Origin of the sequence: Microbacterium sp. NPDC087589, assembly GCF_044743635.1 — a bacterium.
In the GTDB taxonomy this organism is placed as follows: Bacteria; Actinomycetota; Actinomycetes; order Actinomycetales; family Microbacteriaceae; genus Microbacterium.
This window is the reverse complement of the sequence record NZ_JBIUWV010000009.1, coordinates 134,367-160,291: the sequence shown is the minus strand read 5'-3', so window position 1 is coordinate 160,291 and position 25,925 is coordinate 134,367. Positions and strand designations below refer to the sequence as shown.

Here is a 25,925-nt window from a genome sequence, read left to right as displayed (position 1 = left end):
TCGCATGACAGACGTGCTTCCCTCCGGCCTCGAGACCTCCGAGTTCAGCTCCGACATCCGCCCGCAGGACGACCTGTACCGCCATGTCAACGGCGCGTGGCTCGCCCGCACCGAGATCCCTGGCGACAAGGCGCGCTGGGGCTCGTTCCACCTGCTCGCCGAGCAGGCGGAGAAAGATGTCAGGGCGATCATCGAGGAGTCGCAGGATGCCGAACCAGGCACCCTCGCCCGCAAGATCGGCGATCTGTTCGGGAGCTTCATGGACACCGACCGCATCGCCGCTGCCGGCGTGACGCCCCTCGCCGAGACGCTCGCCGAGATCGAGGCCGTCGACAGCATCCCCGCATTTCTCCGCACGGTGGGGGCCTACGATCGCGATGGCCGCGCGCACCTGATCGGGTTCTACGTCGACGGCGACCCCGGCAATCCCGAGCGCTACCTTCCGGTGGTCGTGCAGTCCGGCCTGTCGCTGCCCGACGAGAGCTACTTCAGGCTCGACACCTTCACCGAGACGCGGGCGGCCTACCGCGCTCACCTCGAGCGGCTGCTCGCGCTCGCCGGAATCGCCGATGCCGCGGGCACCGCCGACCGTTCCATCGCCCTCGAGACCGAACTCGCCGGCCACCACTGGGACAACGTGAAGAGCCGCGACGCGGTCGCCACCTACAACCTCAAGTCCTGGTCAGAGATCCAGGAGCTCGCGGGCGTCGATCTCGAGCCGTGGCGCGATGCCGTCGCCCCCGGGCACCCTGAAGCCTTCGCAGAGGTCGTGGTCTCGCAGCCGAGTTTCCTCGAAGGCCTCGGTACGCTCCTCGTCGCCGAGCGTCTCGACGACTGGAAGGCGTGGCTCCGCGCGCAGGTCGTGCACGCGGCTGCTCCGTACCTGACCGACGACTTCGTGCAGGAGAACTTCTCGTTCTACGGCACCGAGCTCACCGGCGTCCCCTCGATCCGCGAGCGGTGGAAGCGCGGCGTCTCGGTGACCGAGGGCGCGCTGAGCGAGGCGATCGGCAAGGTGTACGTCGAGCGGCACTACCCGCCGACGGCGAAGGCGGCGATGGACGAGCTCGTCGACAACCTCATCGAGGCCTATCGCCGAAGCATCACCGACCTCGAATGGATGACAGCCGAGACACGGGAGCGCGCGCTCGCGAAGCTCGACTCGTTCACGCCGAAGATCGGTCATCCCACGGTCTGGCGCGACTACTCGAGCCTGGTGATCGACCGCGACGACCTGTTCGGCAACGTGCGGCGTGCGGCGATCTTCGAGCACGACCGCAACGTCGCGAAGGTCGGCAATCCGATCGACCGTGACGAGTGGCACATGCCGCCGCAGATGGTCAACGCGTACTACAACCCCTCGATGAACGAGATCGTGTTCCCTGCGGCGATCCTGCAGTACCCGTTCTTCGACGCATCGCGTGACGCGGCGGCCAACTACGGCGGGATCGGCGCAGTCATCGGTCACGAGATCGGTCACGGCTTCGACGACCAGGGCAGCCGCTACGACGGTGACGGCAAGCTCGAGGACTGGTGGACGGATGCGGATCGCACCGCTTTCGAGCAGCGCACGACGGCCCTGATCGCGCAGTACGACGAACTCGTGCCGGAGGGCCTCGATGACGAGCACCACGTGAACGGTGCACTGACGATCGGCGAGAACATCGGCGACCTGGGCGGCCTCGGTATCGCGCTCAAGGCCTACGAGATCTCGCTCGACGGCGCGGAGGCACCGGTGATCGACGGCTACACCGGCGTGCAGCGCCTGCTGCTGTCGTGGGCGCAGGTCTGGCAGCAGAAGAGCCGCGACGCGGAGACGCTGCGACTGCTCACGATCGACCCGCACTCGCCGAACGAGTTCCGCTGCAACCAGATCGTCCGCAACATCGATGCCTTCTACGAGGCGTTCGACGTCGCCGAATCCGATGCGCTGTGGCTGCCGCAGGGATCGCGCGTGACGATCTGGTGAATCGTCCCGCATAGCCGATCAGGGTTCGAGGGTGCCCTGCTGTCTCCTGTATGACGATCTGATGACCGTATACCGGAGCATGTAGGGCATCCTCACCTGACGGGGTTACGATATCCGTGCTGCGGAGGATGGACACCGCAGCATCCCGCCAATCCAACCCCCCTATTAAGGATCACGCGTGGGTGCTTCCGAGCCTGTCAACGGCCCGCCACTGGCCTCGCTGCGCCGCTCTCAGCGGCCCAGCCGACGCGTGCCGCGGCGTGCCGCCACGGGGCGCCGGTCGTTCACCTCGACGCTGCGAGCGCTCGAACAGCTCGCGGATGCGGGAGCCCAGGTCTCGGTGCATGTCGTCGATCTCGACAACCACACGCACGTCCTCTCGGGTGATGACCATGTGACCATGCCGGTCGCCGGGCTCGGAGTCGTGCCCCTGCTCATCGAGGTGGCGGCCGCCTTCGAGGCGGGCACCCTCGACCCGCTCGAGATCGTCGAGCGCTCCGCCGTCGAGGCGGTGTCGACCTCGGGACTCTGGCGACACCTGCACGCGCCTGCGCTGCCGCTCGAAGACCTCGCCGTGCTCGCAGCGACAGCCGGTGACCCCATCGCAGTCAATGCCCTGCTTCAGCGGGTCGGCCACGATCGCGTGCGTGAGCGCATCGAGGCCCTCGGGCTCCGCCGCACGGCTCTTCTCGATCGGTTCCGCGACGAGCGCGGCCCTGATGACGCACCGCAGGTCGCGGTCGGTTCGGCACGCGAGTTCGCCGGCCTGTTCTCGGCACTCGTCAATTCGCAGGTGGTGGGCGCATCGGTGAGCGCTCAGGTGTCCGAGTGGCTCAGTCTGAATCAGGACCTCAGCCTGGTCGCTGCCTCGACGGGCCTCGACCCCTTCGCTCACGACCATGACGCCCACGGGCTGCTCTTCATCAACAAGACCGGCCGCGATCGCGGTGTGCGGGCAGAGGCCGGCGTTCTCGCCGGGCCCCGCGCCGGCGTCGCCTACTCGCTGATCGTCTGCTTCGACGACCTGTCGATCACGCATCGGCTGCGTGCACACGATGCCTTCAGAGTCCTCGGGGTCGAGCTCATGGAGTACACGCACTGAGCTCAGGCCGGGCTCACCCGGGCAACGACGGATGCCGCTCGGCGGAACGCTGACGCGGGATGAAGAGCGACAGCACGAGCGCCACGATGCCCGCGGCGATCGCCAGCCAGAAGCACAGATCGAAGGCCGCCCTCGTGGGCACCGAGACTCCACCGACGTCGATGCTCATGGCGGCGAGCACCCCGCCCATCACGGCGGATGCGCTCGACGTTCCGATCGAGCGGAAGAGTGCGTTCAGCCCGTTCGATGCGCCCGTCTCGTTCGCCGGCACCGATCGCATGATGATCATCGGCATGGCGGCGAACGTGAATCCGATGCCGACGCCGATCAGCAGGTTGCCGACGAGGATGTGCCAGACCTCGCTCGACCACAGCAGTACGAACACGTAGGCGAGCACGATCGCGCCGGCGCCGACGGTGAACAGCGGGCGAGGGCCCACGGTGCGCTCGAGCCAGCCCGACAGCGGCGAGATCACCATCATCACGAGACCCGCCGGCATGATCACGAGTGCGGCCGAGACCATGTCGAGTCCGAAGCCGGCGCCAGAGGCGGCTGGACCCTCGAGCAGCTGCGGGAACGTCACGTTCGACGCGAACAGCGCGAAGCCCATGCCGATCGCGGCGATGTTGGTGAACAGCACAGCCGGGCGGGCAGCGACGCGCAGATCGAGCAGCGGATCCTCTGTGCGCAGCTGATACCAGCCCCAGACCAGCAGCACGCCGACGCCGCCGATGATGCACGTGAGCGACAGCGGAGCGGTCCAGCCCCACTCGGCACCGCGAGAGACGAACAGCAGGATGCCGGTGAGTCCGATCGCGAGTCCGATCGCCCCGATCACGTCGAGGCGTCCCGGGAACCGCAGCACGTCCTCGGGGATCACAGCCAGCACGAGGGCGAGGCCGATGACGCCGAGAGCCGCGGCGAGCCAGAACAGCCAGTGCCAGTCGGCGTTCACGGCGAGCACGGCGGCCACCGGCATCCCGATCGCGCCGCCCACGCCCATCGTCGCGCTCATCAGCGCGACGGCGGTGCCCAGACGTTCGGGCGGCAGCACGTCGCGCATGATCGCGATGCCCAGCGGGACCACGCCGGTCACCGCGCCCTGCAGCGCCCGGCCGATGATCACGCCGACGATCGAGCCCGAGAGCGCGGCGATCAGCGATCCGAGGATCAGCAGGCCGAGCAGCACGATCACGACGCGACGCTTGCCGTACATGTCGCCCAGCCGGCCCGAGATCGGGGTGGCGACCGCGGCGACGAGCAGCGTGATCGTGACGACCCAGGTGGTGTCCTCGCGGGAGGCGTTCAGCAGCCGAGGGAGCTCGGCCTGCAGCGGCACGACCAGCGTGAACATGAACGACGAGCAGAGCCCGGCGAACGCCAGCACCGCGACGATCGCCCACTTCGGTGATGTTCGGGAGAGCCTTCTGCGCGCGCGATCATCGTTCTCTCCCATCGCTTCAGGCTATCGGCGTCCGAGACACCCGAGGCGCGAGCCCCGTGCCGCGATCGTCAGCTCACGCCCTTCATCAGCCGCAGCACCGGCTTGACGGCGAAGAGCAGTCCGAGGCCGACCACGATCGCGATGCCGCCGAGGATCGAGAAGTACGGCACCTCGTCTGTCGGGTCGTAGAACTGCACGAGCCATCCCGAGATCGCGGTGCCCAGTGCGATCGACAGGAAGAACAAGGCGACCATCTGCGTGTGGAACACCTTCGGGGCGAGCTTCGTGGTCACCGACAGACCGACCGGGGAGATCAGCAGCTCAGCGACCGTGAACACGAAAAGGATGCCCACGATCGCGATCAGCGGGGTGGAGTTGGCGCCACCGCCCGCGAACGGCAGGAACAGCAGGAACGCCGCGCCCATGATCATCGCGCCCAGTGCGAACTTGACCGGAGTCGAGGGCTGACGGCGGCCGAGGCGGGTCCAGATCGCCGCGAAGACTCCGGACAGGATGATGATGAACACGGGATTGATCGACTGCACCCACGAGACGGGCATCTCGAATCCGAAGATGTTGCGGTCGAGACGCTCGTCGGAGTAGACCGTGAGCACGGTGAACTGCTGCTGGTACAGCGACCAGAAGGCGACGCTCGTGACGAAGAGGGGCAGGAACCCCCAGACGCGCGAGCGCTCGGTTCCGTCGATCCGACGGCTGCTGAGGATGACCGCGAAGTAGGCCACCGTCGCGACGATCGTCCCGATGATGACCATGGACGCGAGGTTGTCGGCCCGGATAACTCCGATGAGCACCAGCACCGCGATGAGGACGACCGCTGCGACCGCGATGATCGCGACGAGGGGGTACCGAGAGGAAGGCAGGGGGTTCGGGACCCGGCGTGCCTCTTCCGGCAGCGCCCTGCGGCCGAACGAGTACTGCACGAGTCCGAGCGTCATACCGATCGCGGCGAGGCCGAACCCATAGTGGAAACCGAGCGACGACTGCAGGATGCCGGTGAGGATCGGCCCCATGAAGGCGCCGAGGTTGATGCCGAGGTAGAACAGCGAGAATCCGGCATCCCGACGGGTGTCGTCTGCGCTGTAGAGCGTGCCGACGACCGAGGTCGCATTCGCCTTGAGACCACCCGAGCCGAGCGCGACGAGCACGAGGCCGACACCGACACCGAGGAAACCGGGAAGCAGGGCGAGGGCGATGTGTCCTGCGACGATCACGATCGCACTGAGGAACAGCACACGCTCCGACCCCAGCATCCGGTCGGCGATCCAGGCGCCGAGGATCGTCGAGAGGTAGACCGACCCGCCGTAGGCGCCGACGATTCCGCCCGCGACGGCCTGGGAGAGTCCGAGTCCTCCCTCGGTGACCGAGAAGTACAGGTAGATGAGCAGGATGCCCTGCATGCCGTAGAAGCTGAACCGCTCCCACATCTCGACGCCGAAGATGTGGACGAGTGCCCAAGGCTGACCGAAGAACCGGGTGTCGGATTTGTCGGCCGTCGTATCGCTGGTTGCCATTCCCCAACGGTACGCCCGGTCGAGACGTGGTTCCCAGCCCACTCGACCGTGTTCGATTCCGATATCGGCGACCGGAGGGGCAGACTGGGGGCGTGCGTACCATCCGTGATCTGGACACCGTTGAACTCATCATCGCCGCGCAGGGCCTGCTGGACTCCATCCGTGGCCCCGAGCGCGTGATCGACGCCGGCACTCTGCGAGCGCTGCAGCAGTCGGGCAACTACGTCGTCGGACTCTTCGACGCCGAGAGCGGCGAAGAGCGGATGGTGGGCGCCTCGATCGCCTTCTTCGGCGCGCCCGGACGCCGCGCGATGCACTCGCACATCACGGCGCTGCTGCCCGAGTACCGCGGACGCGGCTGGGGACGAGAGCTCAAAGAGCACCAGCGCCAGTGGGCGTTCTCGCGCGACGTCGGCCGCATCACCTGGACGTTCGACCCGCTCGTCGCCCGGAACGCGCACTTCTTCCTCACCGTTCTCGGGGCCCGCGTGACCGGGTACTCGGTGAACCGCTACGGCATCTTCGGCGGAGGGGATGCCGGAGACGAGAGCGACCGGCTCGACGTCGAGTGGGCGCTCGCCGACATCGCCAAGTCGCCGGCATCCGATGAGGTCGCGGAGACGCTGGAGATCCCCTCGGACATCGAGACCATCCGCGTCGAGGATCCGGATGCCGCGCACGAATGGCGCACCCGTCTGCGTGCGCAGATGGAGGGCCTGCTGAGCAGCGGCCTGACCCTGTCGGGGTTCGATGTCGAGAAGGGCTACCTCTTCACGGCCTGAACGCTCGGCCCCGACCTGGCCAGGGTCCTGACGCTAACCGGTCGCGGATAAGATTGACGTGCCCGTGATCACGGGCTTTCCCACAGCCGACCATTGGAGCCACCGTGGCCGAACAGTCCCGTCTAGACAAGGTCATCGCCCTTGCCCGCCACCGCGGGTTCGTCTTCCAGGCGGGTGAGATCTACGGCGGTTCGCGATCCGCGTGGGACTACGGGCCCCTCGGCACCGAGCTCAAGGAGAACATTCGCCGCCAGTGGTGGCAGACGTTCGTGCGCGGCCGCGGCGACATGGTGGGACTCGACTCGAGCATCATCCTGCCCAAGCGCGTGTGGGAGGCGTCGGGTCACGTCGCGACCTTCACCGACCCGCTGGTCGAGTGCCTGAGCTGTCACAAGCGCTTCCGCGCCGACACTCTGATCGAGGACTTCGAGGCGCGCAAGGGCCGCAAGGCCGAGAACGGCCTCGCCGACGTGCCGTGCCCCAACTGCGGCACAAAGGGCCAGTACACCGAGCCGAAGTCGTTCTCGGGTCTCGTGAAGACGTACCTCGGCGTGGTCGACGACGAGTCGGGCCTCTACTTCCTCCGCCCGGAGACGGCGCAGGGCATCTTCGTCAACTTCTCGAACGTTCTGACGGCCAGTCGCAAGAAGCCGCCGTTCGGCATCGGCCAGGTCGGCAAGGCGTTCCGCAACGAGATCACCCCCGGCAACTTCATCTTCCGCACGCGTGAGTTCGAGCAGATGGAGATCGAGTTCTTCACGCCCCCCGCAGACGCGCAGCAGTGGTTCGAGCACTGGGTCGAGGCCTGCTGGAACTGGTTCATCGACCTGGGTATCGACCCCGAGAACATGCGTCAGTTCGACGTGCCCGAAGACGACCGCGCGCACTACTCCGCCGGCACCATCGACGTCGAGTACCGCTTCGGCTTCACGGGCAAGGAGTGGGGCGAGCTCATGGGTGTCGCCAACCGCACCGACTACGACCTGTCGAGCCACAGCGAGGCGTCCGGGCAGAGCCTCACGTACTTCGACCAGGCCACCGGTGACCGTTACACGCCGTACGTGATCGAGCCGTCATTCGGACTCACCCGCGCCATGATGGCGTTCCTCGTCGACGCGTACCGCGAAGAAGAGGTGCCGAACGCCAAGGGCGGCACCGATGTGCGCACCGTGCTCAAGCTCGACCCGCGTCTCGCCCCGGTCAAGGCCGCGGTGCTGCCGCTGAGCCGCAACGAGCGACTGTCGCCGCTCGCTCGCGAGGTCGCCGACACGCTGCGCAGCTCGTGGGCCGTCGATTTCGACGACGCGGGTGCGATCGGACGCCGCTATCGCCGACAGGACGAGATCGGCACGCCGTTCTGCGTCACGATCGACTTCGACTCGCTCGATGACCGCGCCGTCACCGTGCGCGACCGCGACACCATGGCGCAGGAGCGCGTCTCGATCGACGAGCTGCACCAGTACCTGGCTGAGCGTCTCAAGGGCGCCTGACGCTCGGGCACATCCGAACGAGAGGCCCGCTGTCCGAGAGGACGGCGGGCCTCTCGCGTCAACCGGTGACGGTCAGCTGCACCTGATCGGTGCCGCCCGCCTCGACCCAGGCCAGCGAGCGCTCGAGGATGCCGCGGAGCACGTCGAGGTCGATCTTCTCGAGATCTTTGATGTAGAGGCATCCGACGCCCGTGCTGTGCGGCCCGAGCTTCTCGAGCGCCTCGGAGTGCGCGTCGACCCCGTCGAACAGGTAGATCGTGGTCGCCGCCTTGCGCGGGGCGAAACCGAGCAGGCCGCTGTCACCTTCGGTACCGGTCGGGTACCTGTAGTGGCAGCTGCCGAAACCGATGATCGTGCCCCAGGTCTGAGGGTCGCGGCCCGTGATCTCCTGCATGAGGGCGGTCAGCGTCTCGGCATCCCGGCGGCGGACCGCCGGAGCGGATCGGGCGATGAGTCCGGCGACATCATCGCCGGTGGGCTTCATGCCTTCGCCTTCGCCGCGGCCTTCATCGCCTTCTTGTGTTCGCGCACCCTGGTGAGCGATTCGGGCGAGACGATGTCGGCGACGCTGCGGTACGACCCCTCGATGCCGTAGTCGCCGGCGGCTTCGCGCCATCCTGCGCCGGTGAACCCGTACTGCTTGCCGAGCAGAGCCAGGAAGATCTTCGCCTTCTGCTCGCCGAAGCCGGGCAGTGCCTTGAGACGCTTCAGAACCTCGGCACCTGAGGGGTCGCCCTCGGTCCAGAGTGCCGAGGCGTCTCCGCCCCACTGATCGACGATCTCCTGGCAGAGGGTCTGCACGCGAGTCGCCATCGACCCGGGGAATCGATGCACAGCCGGGGTCGTCTTGAAGGCCTCGAGGAACTCGTCTGGGTCCATCGACGCGATCGTGGTCGCGTCGGTCGCGCCGGTGCGCTGCTCGATCTTGAGCGGTCCGGCGAACGCCGTCTCCATCGGGACCTGCTGATCGAGGAGCATCCCGACCAGCAGTGCGAGCGGGTTGTCGGTGAGCAGAGCGTCGGCGGCGGTGTCTCCGGTGATGTGAAGGGCCATGCGTCCAGTCTGGCACCCCGGTGATGACGGCGGAGTCAGATGCGCTGCAGCTTCGGCAGAGGACCCTCGAGGCGTGCGATCGACACTCTCACATCGGAGATGTCGGCCTTGAGCTCCGTCTTGACGTCGGCGATCTCCGTCTTGAGCTCGACCCTGAGTTCAGCGATCTCCGTCTTGAGCTCGACCCTGAGATCGGTGATCTGCGTCTCGACTTTCGTGAACCTCTCATCGATGCTGTCGAAGCGGGTGTCCAGTGCCTTCGACTGCTTCGCGAGCATCCGGGAGACCCCGCCGAGCACGGTCGCGCTGAAGGCGAAGAGGGCGACGATGATGCTGATCACATCAGGATCCACGAGCATCCTCCCAGTCTGCATGCGGGGATGGGCCTTGTCATGGTTCGACGATATGAAGCACGGGCGATGCGTGTGGGCGCCGGAGGCGAGATCCCCAGTGGCTGGGGAGAGATCTCCGCGGAGACCGATTGTGCAGAAGGGCGATTCCCTCAGGCGGTCGCGGCGTCGTCGGCGTCAGAAGCCTGCGCGGGCTCGATCGGCTCGATGCCGTACATCGTTGAGAGCGCGGCGGCGAAGTCGTCTGCGCGGCCGGTGGCGGCGAGCTCGTGCGCTCGCGTGGTCGGCACGTGCAGCAGCACGCCGGTCAGGTGGCGCAGGGCCTGCTCGACCTTGCCGTCGTCGTCGCCCCGGGCGCGGGCTCGGGCGATCTCGGACTCGAGCAGCGCGAACATGTGCGACCGCAGCGCGACGACCGATGGGGTGACGCTCTGTCGGCTTCCCACGACGTGGAAGGTGTCGGCGGCTTCACGCACGACGGAGCGCGCGGCATCCGTCGCCTGCAGCTCTTCGAGCGGTGCGTGCAGGCTGATGGTCTCGAGGTCGAGCAGGGCGACGCCCTCGAGGGCGGCGACAGCGGGGTCGACGTTGCGCGGCATGCCGAGGTCGACGACCATCTGGTTGTGCGACGCGACGGGGCAGCCCTCAGGGGCGATGCCTGTCGGCGCCTGCAGATGCTCGGGAGTGAGCACCGGTGCGGCCGCCGTCGTGCAGGTGATCAGCAGGCTCGATCGCGAGGCGACGCGCGCGTAGTCCTCGGCGGAGACCGGACGGATGCCGTGCTTCGCGGCGAACTTCTCTGCGCGACCCGAGGGCGAGTACACCGAGATGTTGACGGCCCCTCGTTCGCGCAGCGTCGCGAGGGTGACGGCTGCGTAGGCGCCCGTGCCGACGAGCAGCACGCGTTCGGCTGACCAGTCGACGATGCGGCTGTCGGCGAGCTCGAGAGCGAGGCGCACGAGTGAACGGCCTGCACGGCCGAGCGCCGTGACGTTCTTGACCTTGCGCTGCGCCTGGCTCGCCCTCTGGAAGAGGCGCTCGAGCTCAGGGGAAGTGGTTCCCACCTTGCGAGCGGACTTCAGTGCGCGCCGCACCTGACCGGCGATCTCGCCCTCGCCGGAGACGACGGATTCGAGGCCGGATGCGACGGAGAACAGGTGCTCGGCGACGCGACGGCCGGAGTGCACCTCATAGGCCCCGTCGAGTTCTGCGGCACGGATGCCCGTCGACGCCTCGACGGCCTCGAGAACTGCCTCGACGCCGATCGCACCTGCTGCGGTGACGGGCTCGTCCATCTCGACGTAGGCCTCGAAGCGGTTGCAGGTAGCAAGAACGACCGCACCCTGCACGCAGGACGCCATGTCCACAACAGAGGAGGCGACGTCATCGGGGGTGCGGCTCAGGCGTTCGAGCAATTCGAAGGGGGCGGTCTTGTGACTCGCCGTGACAACCAGCAGCACCGTTCGATTCTACCTGAGGCTTCATGCAGGTCGGCCCAGGGGTGGATGGGAGGATGGACGCATGCCCCTCTCCGACGCTCCGCTGCTGCGCGCCCTCACCGGCCCCCGACCTGAGCATGCCCCCGTGTGGTTCATGCGCCAGGCCGGCCGATCGCTGCCCGAGTACCGCGAGCTGCGGGTCGGCACGCGCATGCTCGACGCCTGCCTCACGCCTGACCTCGCCGCTGAGATCACTCTGCAGCCCGTGCGTCGCCACGGCGTCGATGCCGCAGTGTTCTTCAGCGACATCGTCATCCCGCTGCGTCTCGCCGGTGTGGAGGTCGAGATCGAGCCCGGCCGTGGTCCGGTGTTCGCGAACCCGGTGCGCTCGGCGGCCGACGTCGCCCGCATCACGGCGATCGACCCGCTCTCGCTCGACGGCACCGCGATCGCCGACGCCGTGGGCATCGTCACCGCGGAGCTCGGGGACACCCCGCTGATCGGATTCGCCGGTGCCCCGTTCACGTTGGCCGCGTACCTCGTCGAGGGTGGCCCGTCGAAGGAGCACCTGCGCGCCCGCGCCATGATGCACGCCGACCCCGACTCGTGGAACCGTCTGGCCGGATGGTTGGCTCAGGTCTCGCGCCGATTCCTCGAGATCCAGCGCGACGCCGGAGCATCCGTGGTGCAGTTGTTCGACTCGTGGGCGGGGTCCCTGAGCACCGCCGACTACCGCGCGTTCGTGGCTCCGCACTCGAAGGTCGCGCTCGAAGGCATCGGCGTCCCGAGCATCCACTTCGGCGTGGGTACGGGGCCCTTCCTCGATGACATGCGCCTGGACGGCATCGCCGACGGCGTCGGCGTCGACTGGCGCCTGCCGCTCGACGAGGCCGCGGCGATGCTCGGACCCGACGTCTCCGTGCAGGGCAACATCGACCCGGCGCTGCTCTCGGCGCCGTGGCCGGTTCTCGAGGCGCACGTGCGCGACGTGGTCGAGCGAGGGCGGGCGGCCAGAGGCCACATCGTCAACCTCGGACACGGCGTTCCGCCCGAGACCGACCCCGACCAGCTCACCCGCATCGTCGAGCTGGTGCACTCGCTCTGACATCCGGGGCGTCGAGCGGCTCGACAGCTCTTCGCCGGGAGCGCTATCTAGCATGAGTGCTATATTGCACACATGACAGACAGTGCGTCGGACATCTTCGCGGCATTGGCGCATCCGACGCGTCGGCAGATCCTGCAGGACCTCAAGGACGGCGAGCTCGCGGCGGGCGAGATCGCCTCGCGGTTCTCGGCGAGCGGCCCCACGATCTCGCGTCACCTGAGCGTGCTGCGTCAGGCGGGCCTGGTCAGCGAGCGCCGCGATGCCAACCGCATCCTGTACTCACTCGTCGGCGAGCGTCTCGCGCTCTCGGTCGGTGACTTCCTCTCGACCGTGTGCCCCGAGCAGATCGTGCTCCGAGAGGTGCGCAGACACGGCTCCGGACGCTCCGCCACTTCGGCGGTCGAGGCCTGACATCGCGCATCCGCGCCGGGGTGGCTCTCCCGTGCGGATCTCCGCTGTGCTCGTTTCTCCGGTCGAAACCGGTGAGGCATCAGTGTCGCGGGTGAAAGGATTGACGCATGCCGTCGAATCCCGCGAACCGTGAGTCGTCCCGTGCCGAGCCTGCGACGCTGGCAGCCCGCGCGGCCACGCGCCACATCGTCGTCATCGGCGGCGGCATCGGGGGGCTGATCGCGGCTCGCGAATGCGTCAAGGTCGGCATGAACGTCACGGTGCTCGAGGCGTCGGATGCCGTCGGCGGCGCGATCCGTCAGGCCGAGATCGACGGCGTCGTCGTCGATGCCGGGGCGGAGAGCTATGCGACCAGGGGTGGGCGCGTGCGCGCCCTCCTGACCGAACTCGGCCTCGCCGATCGCATCGTCGCCCCCGCGGCGGGCAGCGCCTGGCTCGCAGGCATCCCCGGGGTCGGCGCGGCACCGCTGCCGGTCGGCGGAATCCTCGGCATCCCGAGCAATCCGTTCCAGGAGGACGTGCGCCGCATCATCGGCTGGTCGGGAGTGTGGCGTGCCTACCTCGACCGCGTGCGCCCCCCTCTGACGATCGGCCACAACCAGAGCCTCGGCAAGCTGGTGTCCTCGCGCATGGGTGTCAAGGTGCGAGACCGGTTGGTGGCTCCGGTGACGACGGGCGTGTACTCCGCGTCACCCGAAGACGTCGATGTCGACATCGCGGCGCCCGGACTCAACGCCGCCCTCACGCGCGTCGGCTCGCTGTCGGGCGCTGTGCAGGCACTGCGTGACGAGGGTGCAGCGCGTGCGGCACAGGCCGCTGCGGCGCAGGCACCCGGTGCGGCCGTCGAGGGCCTCGCCGGCGGCATGATGGTCCTGATCGAGGCGCTGGTCACCGACATCGAGAAGCTCGGCGGGGTCGTCCGCAGGGGCGTCCGGGTGACCGACATCGCGCAGGACGCCGGCAGCTGGACCGTGCGTGCCGAGGGGCAACCGCTCACCGATTCGGATGCCGATGCGGAGACGGCACCGGAGACGGCCCCGAAGACGGCGACACTCGAGTTCACCGCTGACGGCGTCGTGCTCGCGACCTCGGAGGCGGTGGCGCGGCGTCTGCTCGAGAGCACCGCACCCGCACTCGCCGAGACCACGGTGGCGGATGCGCCGGAGATCGAGATCGTGACGCTGCTGCTGCGGGCCTCTGCGCTGCAGGGCGCGCCGCGGGGCACGGGCGTCCTGACGGTCCCCGGCAGCCACACCGCGAAGGCGCTCACGCATTCGACGGCGAAGTGGGAGTGGCTCCGGGCTGCCGCCGGCGATCGGCACCTGGTGCGCGTCTCGTTCGGCGCCCAGGGAGAACCGGCCGCGACGGCAGGTCTCGATGATGACGCGGCTGCTCGTCTCGCGCTCCGTGAAGCATCCGCTCTCCTCGGCGTTCCGCTCGCTGCCGACGATCTGCTCGGTGCGCACCGCTCGTGGTTCGTGCAGTCGCAGCCCGCGTCGATCATCGGCTCCGGCGAGCGGCGAGAGGCGGCGCGATCGGCCATTCAGGCCGTCCCCGGGCTTGCGGCGGTGGGCGCATGGCTCGCCGGCACCGGACTCGCGCAGGTGATTCCCGATGCGCGAGAAGAAGCCGATCGGCTGCGGCGCTCACTGCTCTGGGACTGACGCGCGCGTGTCGGGGACTGTCGGCCGTGTTCCCGCGTGTGTGACGCGCCCGATGGGGGGCAACCCGAAAGTCGCTCTGCTGTCAACCCTCTGCCCGACAGATGCCGAAATCGGCATACGGGGCTACGCTGGACACCTGCAGGCGGCTCCGCGCCGTCGGTTCGCCCCAGGCGTTCACACCGGAACAACGTGAGGAGACCCCATGAAGGGGAAGATCGGACTCGTCGTAGGAATCGGCGTGGGATACGTGCTCGGAACGCGCGCAGGACGCGAGCGCTACGAGCAGATCAAGACGCAGTGGCTGAAGGTCTGGAACCTCGACCCCGTGCAGGATCAGGTCGACAAGGTCAAGGGCTACGTCGGCGACAAGGCGGCAGCAGTGCCCGGTGCGATCTGGACCGGCGTGCAGAAGGTCGTCAAGTCGGCGGGCGGCGGCGACAAGACCGCCGGCCAGCGCCTCGACTCCGCTGTCGCTGCCGGCCGCAAGGCCGCTGACGACATCGTCGACGCCACCGAAGACGCCGTCGAAGAGGTCAAGGACGCCGCGAAGAAGGACGACGCGAAGAAGCCCGAAGCGAAGAAGCCTGCGGCCAAGAAGCCGGCTTCTCCGCGCTCCACAGCCGCGAAGTCTGGCAGCTGACATGCCCCGCGGATACCGCGATCGTGCCGAGGACAGCCTGCTGTCCCTGATCGGCGATCTCCCCGAACTCATCAGCAGCCTCGTCAAGGCCGAGATCAATGCGGCCAAGACGTGGATCTCGAAGACAGCGAAGGACGCGGGGATCGGTTCGGTCTGGTTCCTCGTCGCCCTCTTCTTCCTGTTCTGGGCCGTGCCGGTGATCCTGGTCTTCGCGATCGCCGGGCTGTCGTCGTGGTGGCCGGTCTGGCTCTCGGCCCTGGCCGTGTTCGGAATCCTGATCCTCGCCGTGCTGCTGTTCGCGCTGCTCGGCATCCTGAAGTTCCGCAAGGTGCTCGCTCGCAAGAACCCTGCCCAGGCGGTGGGCGAGGACATCAGACTCGTGAAGGAAGCCGGCTATGACGAACTCTGAGATCACGACGTCGCTGCCCAAGACGGCCGTCCCCGCAGGGATCGTCGACCCGGTGCAGTCGGCCCGCGCCGAGCTCAAGGCCGCGCTCGCGGCGATCGAGGTCAAGGGCAACTTCCCCCGGCGGATCGACAAGGCATCGAAGCGCGCTGCAGCGAAGGCGCGGGTCTTCGCCGACCGCAACCCTGCGGCGGCGATCGCCGGCGCGGTGGGAGTCGCGGTGATCGTGGGCGGCGCCGTCTGGGCGATCGCTCGCGCTCTCGCTCGCTGACCCGGAGGCGAATCCTCGCATCCTGACTCGCGTTCGCGAGTGATTCACAAAGGGGGCAGACTGGATCCATGTCCGATGCACGCGAAGAGAACCCGTCCGGCTTCACCCTCTGGGCCGTCTGGCGACGAAACCCCGATATCGCGGTCACCGAGTCCGACTCCACGGAGCTCGAGACGATCGTGTCCTACATCGAGGACTCCGGCGTCACAGTCCGCGGCTTCTACGACGTCTCAGGCCTGAAGGCCGACGCCGACCTGCTGGTGTGGCTGCACGGGGACACCGCGGAAGACCTGCAGAAGGCTCTTCGGCGTCTGCGGCGCACGGAGCTGCTGCGCACTCTGCTGCCCGTCTGGAACGTGATGGGCGTTCACCGCGATGCCGAGTTCAACCGTGCGCACGTGCCCGGGTTCCTCCGCGGAGTCGAGCCCAAGGACTGGCTGTGCCTGTACCCGTTCGTGCGCACTCCCGAGTGGTATCTCGCCCCGGAGGAAGAGCGCCGCAAGATGCTCGCCGATCACGGCCGCAAGGGTGCCGCCTTCACGGGAGTCATCGCCAACACCGTGGCCGCGTTCGCCCTGGGCGACTACGAGTGGATCCTTCCGCTCGAAGCCGACGATGTCACCGAACTGGTCGACCTCATGCGTGACCTGCGCTACACCGACGCGCGTCTGTACGTGAAGGAGGAGATCCCGTTCTACACGGGCCGTCGCCTCCGGTTCGACGAGATCGCGGACGTGCTGCAGTAGGTCGACGATGAGCACTCAGAGTCATACAGCCGTCCCGATCCGACTCGGCACCCGCCGCAGCGCGCTGGCGCAGGCTCAGTCGGGTCATGTCGCCGCCGCCCTCGAGAAGATCTCGGGGCGCCCCGTCGAGCTCGTGCCGATCACCAGCGAAGGCGACACGAATCGTGCGTCCCTGTCGGAGATCGGCGGCCAGGGCATCTTCGCCACGCGTCTGCGTGAGGCACTGCTGGCCGGGGAGTGCGACTTCCTCGTGCATTCCCTCAAAGACCTGCCGACGGCGATTCCCGAGGGCCTGTTCATCGCGGCCACTCCGGCGCGGGTAGACGCCCGTGATGTCGCGATCACGCGCGCAGGTACACCGCTGCACGAGCTGCGCTCCGGCAGCAAGGTGGGCACCGGGTCTCCTCGTCGCATCGCTCAGGTGCACCGCAGGGCTCCGCACGCGGAGGTTGTCGACATCCGCGGCAACGTCGATTCGCGTCTGCAGCGGGTCGCTTCCGGCGAGCTGGATGCCGTCATCCTCGCGGCCGCCGGTCTGTCGCGCCTCGGAACCGACTCCCCGCTCCGCCGCGAGGAGTTGGGGCTCTCCGAGTGGCCGACCGCTCCCGGGCAGGGTTCGCTCGCGGTCGAGACGCGCGCCGACGCCCCGGCTGAGCTGCTCGCCGCACTCGCTGAACTCGACGACCACGACACCCGGCTGGCCATCTCGGTCGAACGCGGAATCCTCGAGGGTCTCGACTCCGGATGCCAGGCGCCGATGGCCGCTCATGCTGTCGTGAACGGCGATGAGATCCGTGTCAGGACGGTCGTCTACTCGACCGACGGCGGCCGCCGGATCGGTCTCGACGTCACGGAGACTCTGAACGGGGAGTATATTCGTCGGAACGGCAGCGGCAATGGAGCGGATGCTGCCGATGGTGCAGACCCGATGCGCACAGCACGCGAGTTCGGGTTGTCTGTCGCCCATCGGCTGCTCGAGCAAGGGGCGGCCGACCTCGTCTCCCGAGAGCATTCCTCATCATGACCAATTCGAAGCAGGACCGACCGCTGGACGGCTGGCGCATCCTCGTACCCCGCGGAGGACCGTGGGGCGACGGCGTCGCAGCCAGTCTGCGTTCCCGTGGCGCGGTGCCCGTCGTCGCGCCGCTGATCAACTTCGCGGCCACCACAGATCAGGCCGCGCTCGACGTGGCGCTCACCCGGCTGGCTGCCGGAGAGTACGACTGGCTGACGGTGACGAGCGCGACGACCGTCGACGTGATGTTCGCGCACCGCGCGGTCGTGCCGCGTCGCACGAAGATCGCGGCGGTCGGCGAGACCACCGCGGCCGCTCTGCAGGCGGTGGGATACGAAGTCGCGATGGTGCCGGACGAAGACAACTCGGCAGCGGGCATGGCCGAGCAGCTCATCGCCCTCGAGGCAGAGCCGCGTCGCATCCTGGCTCTGCGCAGCGAGATCGCGAAGCCCGTGCTCAGCGTCCTGCTGCAGGAGGCAGGTCACGACGTCGACAGCGTCGTCGCGTACCGAACCGTCGGCGTGCCGGTCACCGACCGCATCAAGCGCGACGTCGAGAACGGACGCATCAACGCGATCCTGATCACGAGCGGTTCGGTCGCCGAGCAGGTGCGCGTGCAGTTCCCCCTGATCCCGGATGAGACGCTGCTGGCCGCGATCGGTCCACGGACCGCGAAGGATGCCGACAAGGCTGGTCTGCCGATCACGGTCGTCGCCGATCGTCAGACGGTCGACGCGCTCATCGATGCCGTGTCGAGCTACACCCTTCCGCACGCGGCGGATGAGCTGGCGCCGTGAGCTTCCCCGATGTCCGACTGCGGCGCCTGAGGCAGTCTCCTGCCGTCCGGGGCCTGGTGCGGGAGACCTCTCTCGAGCCGCGCCAGCTGGTGCTGCCGCTGTTTGTCCGCGAGGGGCTCACCGAGGCTGCCCCGATCGGCTCGATGCCAGGGGTCGCGCAGCATTCGCTCGACTCTCTGCGAGCCGCGGCCGTCGAGGCTGCCGAAGCGGGCGTCGGCGGGGTGATGCTGTTCGGCGTGCCGGCCGTCAGAGACGCTCAGGGCTCGGGTGCCGACGACCCGCAGGGCATTCTGAACGTGGCCACCGAGGCGCTCGCGGCCGAGGTCGGCGATGCCCTCGTGGTGCAGACCGACCTGTGCCTCGATGAGTTCACCGACCACGGTCACTGCGGCGTGCTCGCGGACGACGGCACCGTCGACAACGACGCGACTCTCGAGCGCTATGCGTCGATGGCGCTGGCGCAGGCTCGGGCCGGCTCTCAGTTGCTGGGGCTGTCGGGAATGATGGACGGCCAGGTCGCGGTCATCCGCGAAGCGCTCGATTCCGACGGCTACACCGATACGCTGCTTCTCGCCTACGCCGCGAAGTATGCGAGTGCGTTCTACGGCCCGTTCCGTGAGGCTGTGGATTCGCAGCTGACGGGCGATCGCCGCACGTACCAGCTCGACCCGGGGAACCGCCGCGAGGGTGTGCGGGAAGCCGTCGTCGACGAGGAGGAGGGCGCCGACATCGTCATGGTGAAGCCCGCCATGGCCTTCCTCGATGTGCTGCGCGAGGTGCGCGACACCGTGCATATTCCGGTGTGGGCATACCAGGTGTCCGGCGAGTACGCGATGATCGAGGCCGCCGCGGCGAACGGCTGGATCGACCGACGTGCGTCGATCCTCGAGTCGCTGCTCTCGATCCGCCGCGCCGGTGCCGATGTCGTCCTGACCTACTGGGCGACCGAAGCCGCACGATGGCTGCGCCCCTGACACCGATTCGTCGACGCACTCGTGGAGGTCGTCTGAGTCCCTCCCTCAGGTCTGCGGACTAGCCTGGAAGCGATGGCGGGAGAGCTCCGCGCATCGCTGAGGAGTGTGCTGTGACCGACCGCAATGATGACCTGTTCTCCGCTGCCCGCACGGTGATCCCCGGTGGCGTGAACTCGCCGGTGCGTGCGTATGGCTCTGTCGGGGGAACGCCGCGCTTCCTCGCCTCGGCGAAGGGCGCGACGGTGACGGATGCGGCGGGCAACGAGTACGTCGACCTGGTGGCTTCATGGGGCCCGGCTCTGCTCGGCCACGCGCACCCTGAAGCCGTCGCCGCGGTGCAGGAGGCAGCCACTCGAGGACTCTCGTTCGGTGCGCCGACCGAGGGCGAGGTGGAACTCGCTCAGCTGATCGCGGACCGAGTGCGGTTCGGCGAGATCCGGCCTGTCGAACGCGTGCGGCTCGTGTCGACCGGCACCGAAGCGACGATGACCGCGATCCGTCTTGCGCGCGGTGCCACGGGTCGCGACCTGCTGGTCAAGTTCGCCGGCCACTACCACGGCCACTCCGATGGCCTCCTCGCCGCTGCCGGCTCGGGCGTCGCGACGCTCGCTCTGCCCGGCTCCGCGGGGGTGCCTGCACCGATCGCCGCACAGACCCTCGTGATCGACTACAACGACCCGGCCGCGCTCGAGGCTGTGTTTGCCGAGCACGGTCCACGCATCGCGGCCGTGATCGTCGAAGCCGCTGCCGCGAACATGGGTGTGGTGCCGCCGCTGCCGGGATTCAACCGACTGCTGGCCGAGACCGCCCATGCACATGGCGCGCTGCTGATCCTCGATGAGGTGCTGACGGGCTTCCGTGTGCATCCGGCCGGCTTCTGGGGGCTCCAGGCCGCGGCGGGCGAGGACTATCTGCCCGACATCATCACGTTCGGCAAGGTCGTCGGCGGGGGAATGCCTCTGGCTGCGCTCGGCGGACGTGCGGAGGTCATGGACCTGCTCGCTCCGCTGGGGCCGGTCTACCAGGCGGGGACGTTGTCGGGCAATCCGCTCTCAGTCGCCGCGGGGCTCGCGACTCTGCGTCTGGCGACGCCGGAGGTCTACGCGACCGTCGACGCGGCCGCAGCCAGGGTCTCCCACGCGCTGGAGGCCGCTCTCACCGATGCCGGTGTCGCCCACGCCGTCGCGCACGCGGGGAACCTGTTCAGCGCCTCCTTTCGGGATTCAGCGCCCCGAACCTATGCCGAGGCGCAGGCTCAGGAGTCCTTCCGGTACGCGCCGTTCTTCCACGCGATGCGCGAGCAGGGAGTCGCGCTGCCGCCGAGCGTGTTCGAGGCCTGGTTCCTTACAGCCGCGCATGGCGAGGAAGAGCTCCAGCGCATCGAAGCCGCGCTGCCGATCGCTGCACGCGCCGCTGCCGCCGCAGCGCTCACACGAACATGACTCGTCGTCTCGCATCGTCTCGATAGGTGCGGCCCAGTGGGCTCGACCAATCTATCGTGCCGTCGGGGAGTTGCCTGGCAGACCAGCGATGCTCGTCGGAGATATCGGGATGCTTCAACACATGGTGGCTCGCGCAGAGGTGCGCCAGGTTATGGATCTCGGTCCGCCCACCCTTGGCATGATCGAAGGTGTGGTCGACCTGGCAGCGATGCACCGGCATCCTGCAGCCGGGGAATCGACAGTGCTGGTCTCGGGCGCGGAGGAATCGACGCATCGCCTCGGTGGGGGCATAGTTGTCGGTCTCGACGACGAGGCCTGTCGGATCAAGGAACAGCCGAGACCATCCGCGCAGGCGACCGGCGAGATCGCGGGCGACATCGGGATGCAGGGGTCCGTGACCGTCTAGCTCGGCGGGACGCTCATCGCAGCCCGCGAGCGTCGTCGCGGCGACCGTGACGTGGATCCGCCCGCGGATGTTATCGAGACCTGAGCCGCTCGCGGCGCTGGGATCGGCAGCAAGGAGAAGGTCGATCAGCAGGTCGGCTCTGACCTGGTCGATCGTGCGCGTGTCTGCCGGGATGTGCTCGACGGTGGGATCGGTGGTGAACGTGCCCTCCCCGAAGATCGCGTAGTCATCGCGCGCCGCGGAGTCGGCGGCGATGTCGTCGGGGTAGATCGGGTTCTCGCCGTCATCGATGGGCTCGAGCACCGGCTCGCGGTCTGCCCGGCCGGCGATGACGGCGCGGGCCAGCTGCGTCAGGCGGTCGAGGATCGCCACGGCGAGATGCTCGGGGAGCACCGCGGTCAGGACGGCGAGCCCGTCTCCGGCGGGCCGTACGGTCACCGTGCGTTCAGACAGTGCCCGTGCGTGCCGCTCATTGACCGTGGAACCCGCGAGGACTGCTGCCAGCGCCTTGAGGTGCACTCTCGTCCGTGCGGGGGTCTCCCTCTCCGCGACGGTCACGGCAGCGATGTCGTACTCCTCCAGCGCCTCGGCATCCGCTCTGCCGTTGTTGACCGCTTCGCGGACGACCCCCGCTGCACGGACGATCTCGCGGACGTGCGCGGCCGTGACGATGCCGTCGCGGAACGCCTGCTGCACACGCGGATGACCTCGCTCGAGGAAAGCCGCATCGGTGAACGCGTACTCGATGCTGCCTTGCGCGATGCGACCTGCCGCGGAGTACTCCGCGACCATCGATCTGTGGATGGCATCCCGATGGTACGGATTCTCTTCGGAGTCGGACCGGCTCAGGCGCATCCGTTCGGCGAGGAGAGCGGATGCCTCGGACTCGAGAACGGCGATCTGTCTCCGCTTCTCGACCCACGAGTCGAGCAGCTCAGCGCGCTGCTCGAAGTCGGGATCGGTGGCCGATGTCATGCTTCGACTCTAGTAGATTTGTTCGAATCTGGAGCAGAACATCGGAATGGAAGAGGGGTGGAATCGTGGGAACCGACAACGGATCGTTGCCTTCCTGTGAGCAAGACACAGACATCTGGAAGGGTGCCGCTGGCAGACTGGACGCATGGTGACGTTGCTGCTGGACCAGACGCAACTCGAGATCGTGCTCTCGCCGATCGAGCGTGCGGCGAGCTTCCACCGTGACAACGTTCGTCTCGTGCGCGACACCATCACCAAGGTCCAGCTGATCGACGACGCGTGGACCTGGTTGCGTGGCGTGCCGAATCCCGGAACGCACATTCCCGGCGTGCTCGCCGCGGGAACCTGGAAGGCCGCGGGCAGCGTCGATTTCGTCCTCATCCGCCGCCGGCGTCCCAGCGTGGTCATCGACCTTTCGGGTGACGCGCAGTACCGACGGCTGATCCTCACGACGAGGCACGGCCTCGCATTGACCCAGGCGCTCCGACTCGACGTGTCGGATGAGCCGGCCGACGTCGAGGAGATCGTGGCGACATCGCCGACGCCGGTGTCGAAAGGGAGTCGCCGTCCGGTGATCCGCCCTCGGCCCGCCTGAGAGACCCCGGAACGAGAGAACGCCCTCCGCAGCCTTACGGCGCGGAGGGCGTTCGCATCGGGGCCCGCTCAGGCGATCTCAGGGACGGTCGTGCTCGCCCTCGTGGTGCTCGTGGTGCCGCTGCTGCTCGCCCTCGTGGTGCTCGCCCTCGTGCTGCTCCTCATCGGGGCCGTGGTCCGCTTCCGGAGCGGATTCAGCGTCTGCGCCTGCATCCGCGTCTGTGTCGGAATCCGCGTCTGTCTCCGCATCCGCTGAGGCGTCGGCTTCTCCGAGCGGATAGTCCTTGGGCTCGTCCTCGTAGTACGCGCGCGCGGCGGCAGCGAGCATCGAGGTGACGGCCGCCGAGCGAGGGTCGTCGTCGGACGACGAGGACTCCGACGACTCGTCCGAGTCGTGCACCTCGGCGAAGAACTCGACTCCGGAGTGCTCGTCGGTGCCGTTCTCGTTCCCCACCGCGTCGGGCTCGTCAGCGACGTGGGCGTCGATATCCGCGGCGACAGAGGCACCGGCACCGTCGGAAGGTGCGGTGCCGAACAGGATGTCGTCGAACGACGGTCGGGCGCTCTCCGTCTCGGGTTCGGAAGTCGTCTCCGGGTCGATCGAGCCGCCAGTCGACTCCGCATCGCCGGGGGTGTCATCGCCGCTCGTGTGGGCCGCCTCGGAGGCGACGTCGGCCGCATCCTCCGCGTCGTTGGCATCCGAGGCATCCGCTGCGTAGCGGAGCTCTGCCGCGGCGTACTCGACATCACGAGCGGCATCTGCCGCATCCTCCGCGTCGTCGGCTTCGGCATCCGCCGCGTCAGCCGCCGCGCGGGCGAAGTCGGCTGCGGCTGCATCGGACGCGGAGGCGTCCTCAGCAGTCGAGCTCTCGGAGGCATTCTCAGTAGGGGAGGCCTCGGAGCCGGAAGCGTCGGAGTCCGTCACGGCGGAATCGGCGTCCGCGACTTCGGATGCCGCCCCGGTGTCGATGACCGGTGCTTCGACCGCTGTGATCGGCGATTCTGCGTCGGAGCTGGGCGCTGCGGAATCGACCACCGGCGCGGCAGCGATGGCCTGCGGTGCGAGCCTGCCACCGCGGACGAGCTCGATGAAGACGTCTTCCAGGGTGGGACCGCGCTGCACGAGGGTGGCGAGGGCGATGCCGGCCGATGCCGCGATGGCGCCGACCGCACCCGCGTTGCTGCCGCGAACCGTGAGGCCCGAGCGGAGCACCTCGACCTCCAGGCCGGCCGCCGAGAGCGCTGACTTCAGCGCCGCACGGTCCACCGCGTCGACCACGACCGAGCCGGCAGACGGGTCGGCGAGCTTCTCGATTCCGCTCGAGAGCACGAGCTGGCCCTTCGAGAGCACGAGCACGTGGTCTGCGACCTGCTCGATCTCGCTCAGCACGTGCGAGGAGACGAGAACCGTGCGCCCCTCGTCGGCAAGGCGGCGCAGGAGGAGCCGGATCCAGCGGATGCCCTCCGGATCGAGGCCGTTCGCCGGTTCGTCGAAGACCAGCGCGCCGGGATCGCCCAGCAGCGCGTGCGCCACGCTCAGCCGCTGACGCATTCCGAGCGAGAAGCTGCCGATGCGGCCTTCGGCCTCGTGCTCGAGACCGACCAGCGAGAGCACCTCGTCGACACGCGAGAGCGGGATGCCGTTGGCCTTGGCCGCGATCGTCAGCTGGCGTGAGGCCGAGCGACGAGGACGGTACGCGGTCTCCTCCAGGACGGAGCCGATCGTGCGCAGCGGGTGGCGCAGTTCTGCATGCGTGGTTCCACCGATCGTGGCGGTGCCGCTCGTGGCGCGCACCTGCCCGAGGAGGATGCGCAGGGTGGTGGTCTTTCCGGCGCCGTTCGGGCCGAGGAAAGCGGTCACGACACCGGGCTCGACTCGCGCGGAGAAGTCGGACACCGCCGTCACTTCATTGAAGCGCTTCGTGACGTGCGTGAACTCGAGCACCTGTCCGTCGGGCATCTGCGACCTCTCGTTGCAGTGGGCAGTTCTGTCTATCCTGCCGGAAAAGCCGCAGGATCGTGCATTTACCCTACGAACGCGGCCGGATGCAAGGGCCGGTCCACCGGGTAGCCTGGCACCCGTGACCGAATCCAGTGCAGCGTCCAGGGTCCTCGTCCGCACCGAAGGAGCCCTCGGCAGGCTGACCCTGAACCGGCCGGAAGCGATCAACGCGCTCGACCCCGGGATGATCCAGCTGCTCACCCAGGCCCTCGAGCGTTGGCGCGAGGACACCGATGTGCAGATCGTCGTCATCGACGGCGCGGGCGAGCGGGGCATGTGCGCCGGCGGAGACGTGCGCGGACTGCATGCGCAGATCGTGGCGGGGCGCACGGAGGAGACCGCCGAGTTCTTCCGCTCCGAGTACGCGCTGAACGCGATGATCGCCGAGTACCCGAAGCCCATCGTCTCCATCGCCGACGGCATCACGATGGGCGGCGGCGTCGGCCTCTCGGGTCACGCGACCATCCGCATCGTCACGGAGCGTTCGAAGCTGGCGATGCCGGAGACGCGGATCGGGTTCACGCCCGATGTCGGCGGCACACGGCTGCTGGGGCGCATGCCCGGGCGGTTCGGCGAGTACTTCGGGCTCACAGGCTCGACCATGAACGGAGCGGATGCCGTGCTGCTCGGCTTCGCCGACCACTTCGTGCCCTCCGATCGGCTCGATGCGCTGCGCGAGGCGCTCGCGTATCGTGCCGACCCGACCGGGCCGGCCGAGATCGTGCTGCTGTTCGACGAGACTCCGGAGCCGTCTGCGCTCCCGGCTTCCCGCGACTGGATCGACCGCGCATTCTCAGCCGACACGATCGCGGAGATCGTGTCGCGACTGCGTGCGGAGGAGGCTGCGGATGCCGCGACGACCGCTGATCTGCTCGAGAGCCTGGCCCCGACCGGACTCGCCGTCACCCTCGAGGCCGTCAGGGAGGCGCGTCTGCTCCCGAATCTGCGAGCCGCGCTCCAGGGGGAGTATCGCCGTGTGATGTGGTTCGTGACGCGGCACCCCGATCTCGTCGAAGGGATACGGGCCCAGGTGGTCGACAAGGACCGCAATCCGCAGTGGAACCCGGCGACGATCGCCGAACTCCCGTCGGATGCCGGTGCCGAGGCTCGGGACTTCGTGCCCGATCGCCCGCTCTTCTGAGGTACTTCGGTATATCGGCGGTTGTTCGCCGCGGTGCATAAACCGCTGGCCGCGGGCCAAATGCTTCGCTGTCAGCGAAGGTCCTCCCCTCGGGGGATACGAATGTCCGCAGTTCATGCCACTCTTGCAAGTGCGAGATCGTCGGCCTGCGTCCGCCCGTCGGGAGATCCGCCGA

The 25,925-nt window shown here is 68.3% G+C and carries 25 protein-coding genes; 17 read left to right on the top strand and 8 right to left on the bottom strand.

Features of this window, described 5'->3' with window-relative positions; translation table 11 throughout:
* Positions 1-4 precede the first annotated feature (4 nt).
* Entirely contained in the window at positions 5-1,969 is a 1,965-nt protein-coding gene (locus ACIOU8_RS17545) for a M13 family metallopeptidase (protein WP_400792287.1), read from the top strand.
* A 178-nt stretch (positions 1,970-2,147) separates the two neighbouring features.
* A complete protein-coding gene (locus tag ACIOU8_RS17540; protein ID WP_400792284.1) occupies positions 2,148-3,071 on the top strand; it encodes a serine hydrolase in 924 nt (307 codons plus the stop codon).
* Between the two features lie 13 nt (positions 3,072-3,084).
* Here the strand turns inward: ACIOU8_RS17540 and ACIOU8_RS17535 are convergent, their stop codons facing one another.
* The gene (locus ACIOU8_RS17535; RefSeq protein ID WP_400792281.1) at positions 3,085-4,527 is read right to left on the bottom strand and encodes an MFS transporter; all 1,443 of its coding nucleotides are present in this window, start codon (positions 4,525-4,527) and stop codon (positions 3,085-3,087) included.
* Between the two features lie 56 nt (positions 4,528-4,583).
* Positions 4,584-6,047, bottom strand: a complete 1,464-nt coding sequence (locus tag ACIOU8_RS17530) for a peptide MFS transporter (RefSeq protein WP_400792278.1) — start codon at positions 6,045-6,047, stop codon at positions 4,584-4,586.
* Positions 6,048-6,139: 92 nt separating this feature from the next.
* Between ACIOU8_RS17530 and ACIOU8_RS17525 the strand changes: the two genes are divergently transcribed.
* Together ACIOU8_RS17525 and ACIOU8_RS17520 are read left to right on the top strand one after the other, a co-directional pair.
* Positions 6,140-6,829, top strand: a complete 690-nt coding sequence (locus ACIOU8_RS17525; RefSeq protein WP_400792275.1) for a GNAT family N-acetyltransferase — start codon at positions 6,140-6,142, stop codon at positions 6,827-6,829.
* Positions 6,830-6,933: 104 nt separating this feature from the next.
* Positions 6,934-8,319, top strand: coding sequence for a glycine--tRNA ligase (locus tag ACIOU8_RS17520; RefSeq protein ID WP_042541298.1), 1,386 nt, complete (start codon positions 6,934-6,936; stop codon positions 8,317-8,319).
* A gap of 58 nt (positions 8,320-8,377) precedes the next feature.
* On the opposite strand, the gene ACIOU8_RS17515 is transcribed toward ACIOU8_RS17520, so the two are convergent.
* The 4 genes from ACIOU8_RS17515 to ACIOU8_RS17500 all read right to left on the bottom strand — a co-directional run bounded on the left by ACIOU8_RS17515 (position 8,378) and on the right by ACIOU8_RS17500 (position 11,182).
* The gene (locus ACIOU8_RS17515) at positions 8,378-8,803 is read right to left on the bottom strand and encodes a DUF1801 domain-containing protein (protein WP_400792271.1); all 426 of its coding nucleotides are present in this window, start codon (positions 8,801-8,803) and stop codon (positions 8,378-8,380) included.
* Positions 8,800-9,372 (bottom strand): HhH-GPD-type base excision DNA repair protein, encoded by a 573-nt coding sequence (locus ACIOU8_RS17510; RefSeq protein WP_400792268.1) that lies wholly within the window; start codon positions 9,370-9,372, stop codon positions 8,800-8,802. The genes ACIOU8_RS17515 and ACIOU8_RS17510 overlap by 4 nt, the downstream gene beginning before the upstream one ends.
* A gap of 35 nt (positions 9,373-9,407) precedes the next feature.
* Positions 9,408-9,731 (bottom strand): hypothetical protein, encoded by a 324-nt coding sequence (locus ACIOU8_RS17505; RefSeq protein WP_400792265.1) that lies wholly within the window; start codon positions 9,729-9,731, stop codon positions 9,408-9,410.
* A 143-nt stretch (positions 9,732-9,874) separates the two neighbouring features.
* On the bottom strand, positions 9,875-11,182 hold the full coding sequence (locus ACIOU8_RS17500) for a glutamyl-tRNA reductase (protein ID WP_400792262.1): 1,308 nt from the start codon (positions 11,180-11,182) through the stop codon (positions 9,875-9,877).
* A gap of 61 nt (positions 11,183-11,243) precedes the next feature.
* Between ACIOU8_RS17500 and hemE the strand changes: the two genes are divergently transcribed.
* From hemE to ACIOU8_RS17445, 11 genes are all read left to right on the top strand, one after another.
* Entirely contained in the window at positions 11,244-12,266 is a 1,023-nt protein-coding gene (hemE, locus tag ACIOU8_RS17495; RefSeq protein WP_400792259.1) for a uroporphyrinogen decarboxylase, read from the top strand.
* 72 nt (positions 12,267-12,338) lie between these two features.
* Positions 12,339-12,677, top strand: coding sequence for a metalloregulator ArsR/SmtB family transcription factor (locus ACIOU8_RS17490; RefSeq protein WP_400792256.1), 339 nt, complete (start codon positions 12,339-12,341; stop codon positions 12,675-12,677).
* A 107-nt stretch (positions 12,678-12,784) separates the two neighbouring features.
* Positions 12,785-14,341 (top strand): protoporphyrinogen oxidase, encoded by a 1,557-nt coding sequence (gene hemG / locus ACIOU8_RS17485; protein ID WP_400792253.1) that lies wholly within the window; start codon positions 12,785-12,787, stop codon positions 14,339-14,341.
* Between the two features lie 202 nt (positions 14,342-14,543).
* The gene (locus ACIOU8_RS17480; RefSeq protein WP_400792250.1) at positions 14,544-14,981 is read left to right on the top strand and encodes a hypothetical protein; all 438 of its coding nucleotides are present in this window, start codon (positions 14,544-14,546) and stop codon (positions 14,979-14,981) included.
* 1 nt (position 14,982) lies between these two features.
* The gene (locus ACIOU8_RS17475) at positions 14,983-15,390 is read left to right on the top strand and encodes a phage holin family protein (RefSeq protein ID WP_056374522.1); all 408 of its coding nucleotides are present in this window, start codon (positions 14,983-14,985) and stop codon (positions 15,388-15,390) included.
* A complete protein-coding gene (locus ACIOU8_RS17470) occupies positions 15,377-15,658 on the top strand; it encodes a hypothetical protein (protein ID WP_400792246.1) in 282 nt (93 codons plus the stop codon). Before ACIOU8_RS17475 ends, ACIOU8_RS17470 begins: the two co-directional genes overlap by 14 nt.
* A 68-nt stretch (positions 15,659-15,726) precedes the next feature.
* Positions 15,727-16,404: a hydrogen peroxide-dependent heme synthase gene (hemQ, locus tag ACIOU8_RS17465; protein WP_400792243.1), complete on the top strand. Its 678-nt coding sequence runs from the start codon at positions 15,727-15,729 to the stop codon at positions 16,402-16,404.
* A gap of 7 nt (positions 16,405-16,411) precedes the next feature.
* Positions 16,412-17,428, top strand: coding sequence for a hydroxymethylbilane synthase (gene hemC / locus ACIOU8_RS17460; protein WP_400792241.1), 1,017 nt, complete (start codon positions 16,412-16,414; stop codon positions 17,426-17,428).
* Positions 17,425-18,216 (top strand): uroporphyrinogen-III synthase, encoded by a 792-nt coding sequence (locus tag ACIOU8_RS17455; RefSeq protein ID WP_400792238.1) that lies wholly within the window; start codon positions 17,425-17,427, stop codon positions 18,214-18,216. Before hemC ends, ACIOU8_RS17455 begins: the two co-directional genes overlap by 4 nt.
* A complete protein-coding gene (gene hemB / locus ACIOU8_RS17450) occupies positions 18,213-19,190 on the top strand; it encodes a porphobilinogen synthase (protein ID WP_400792235.1) in 978 nt (325 codons plus the stop codon). Before ACIOU8_RS17455 ends, hemB begins: the two co-directional genes overlap by 4 nt.
* Before the next feature lie 110 nt (positions 19,191-19,300).
* Positions 19,301-20,632 (top strand): glutamate-1-semialdehyde 2,1-aminomutase, encoded by a 1,332-nt coding sequence (locus ACIOU8_RS17445; protein ID WP_400792232.1) that lies wholly within the window; start codon positions 19,301-19,303, stop codon positions 20,630-20,632.
* Here ACIOU8_RS17445 and ACIOU8_RS17440 read toward each other — a convergent pair.
* Complete coding sequence (locus ACIOU8_RS17440; protein ID WP_400792229.1) at positions 20,619-22,013, bottom strand: DUF222 domain-containing protein; 1,395 nt, start codon at positions 22,011-22,013, stop codon at positions 20,619-20,621. The two genes, ACIOU8_RS17445 and ACIOU8_RS17440, sit on opposite strands and share 14 nt — an antisense overlap.
* A 145-nt stretch (positions 22,014-22,158) precedes the next feature.
* On the opposite strand from ACIOU8_RS17440, the gene ACIOU8_RS17435 reads away from it, so the two are divergent.
* Positions 22,159-22,608 carry a hypothetical protein gene (locus tag ACIOU8_RS17435; RefSeq protein ID WP_290161661.1) on the top strand — a complete coding sequence of 150 codons (450 nt, stop codon included), beginning with the start codon at positions 22,159-22,161 and terminating at the stop codon, positions 22,606-22,608.
* Positions 22,609-22,686: 78 nt separating this feature from the next.
* Here ACIOU8_RS17435 and ACIOU8_RS17430 read toward each other — a convergent pair whose 3' ends face one another.
* Positions 22,687-24,567 carry an ATP-binding cassette domain-containing protein gene (locus ACIOU8_RS17430; RefSeq protein ID WP_400792225.1) on the bottom strand — a complete coding sequence of 627 codons (1,881 nt, stop codon included), beginning with the start codon at positions 24,565-24,567 and terminating at the stop codon, positions 22,687-22,689.
* 121 nt (positions 24,568-24,688) lie between these two features.
* Here ACIOU8_RS17430 and ACIOU8_RS17425 point away from each other — a divergent pair, with 121 nt between their 5' ends.
* Positions 24,689-25,750, top strand: coding sequence for an enoyl-CoA hydratase/isomerase family protein (locus ACIOU8_RS17425; RefSeq protein WP_400792222.1), 1,062 nt, complete (start codon positions 24,689-24,691; stop codon positions 25,748-25,750).
* Positions 25,751-25,925: the final 175 nt, after the last annotated feature.

Bases quoted from the DNA above. Each gene is read 5' to 3' on its own strand.
- ACIOU8_RS17545 (WP_400792287.1), top strand. From the start codon at position 5: ATGACAGACGTGCTTCCCTCCGGCCTCGAGACCTCCGAGTTCAGCTCC.
- ACIOU8_RS17535 (WP_400792281.1), bottom strand. From the start codon at position 4,527: ATGGGAGAGAACGATGATCGCGCGCGCAGAAGGCTCTCCCGAACATCA.
- ACIOU8_RS17530 (WP_400792278.1), bottom strand. From the start codon at position 6,047: ATGGCAACCAGCGATACGACGGCCGACAAATCCGACACCCGGTTCTTC.
- ACIOU8_RS17515 (WP_400792271.1), bottom strand. From the start codon at position 8,803: ATGAAGCCCACCGGCGATGATGTCGCCGGACTCATCGCCCGATCCGCT.
- ACIOU8_RS17510 (WP_400792268.1), bottom strand. From the start codon at position 9,372: ATGGCCCTTCACATCACCGGAGACACCGCCGCCGACGCTCTGCTCACC.
- ACIOU8_RS17505 (WP_400792265.1), bottom strand. From the start codon at position 9,731: ATGCTCGTGGATCCTGATGTGATCAGCATCATCGTCGCCCTCTTCGCC.
- hemE (WP_400792259.1), top strand. From the start codon at position 11,244: ATGCCCCTCTCCGACGCTCCGCTGCTGCGCGCCCTCACCGGCCCCCGA.
- ACIOU8_RS17490 (WP_400792256.1), top strand. From the start codon at position 12,339: ATGACAGACAGTGCGTCGGACATCTTCGCGGCATTGGCGCATCCGACG.
- hemG (WP_400792253.1), top strand. From the start codon at position 12,785: ATGCCGTCGAATCCCGCGAACCGTGAGTCGTCCCGTGCCGAGCCTGCG.
- ACIOU8_RS17480 (WP_400792250.1), top strand. From the start codon at position 14,544: ATGAAGGGGAAGATCGGACTCGTCGTAGGAATCGGCGTGGGATACGTG.
- ACIOU8_RS17475 (WP_056374522.1), top strand. From the start codon at position 14,983: ATGCCCCGCGGATACCGCGATCGTGCCGAGGACAGCCTGCTGTCCCTG.
- ACIOU8_RS17470 (WP_400792246.1), top strand. From the start codon at position 15,377: ATGACGAACTCTGAGATCACGACGTCGCTGCCCAAGACGGCCGTCCCC.
- hemQ (WP_400792243.1), top strand. From the start codon at position 15,727: ATGTCCGATGCACGCGAAGAGAACCCGTCCGGCTTCACCCTCTGGGCC.
- hemC (WP_400792241.1), top strand. From the start codon at position 16,412: ATGAGCACTCAGAGTCATACAGCCGTCCCGATCCGACTCGGCACCCGC.
- ACIOU8_RS17455 (WP_400792238.1), top strand. From the start codon at position 17,425: ATGACCAATTCGAAGCAGGACCGACCGCTGGACGGCTGGCGCATCCTC.
- ACIOU8_RS17440 (WP_400792229.1), bottom strand. From the start codon at position 22,013: ATGACATCGGCCACCGATCCCGACTTCGAGCAGCGCGCTGAGCTGCTC.
- ACIOU8_RS17435 (WP_290161661.1), top strand. From the start codon at position 22,159: ATGGTGACGTTGCTGCTGGACCAGACGCAACTCGAGATCGTGCTCTCG.
- ACIOU8_RS17430 (WP_400792225.1), bottom strand. From the start codon at position 24,567: ATGCCCGACGGACAGGTGCTCGAGTTCACGCACGTCACGAAGCGCTTC.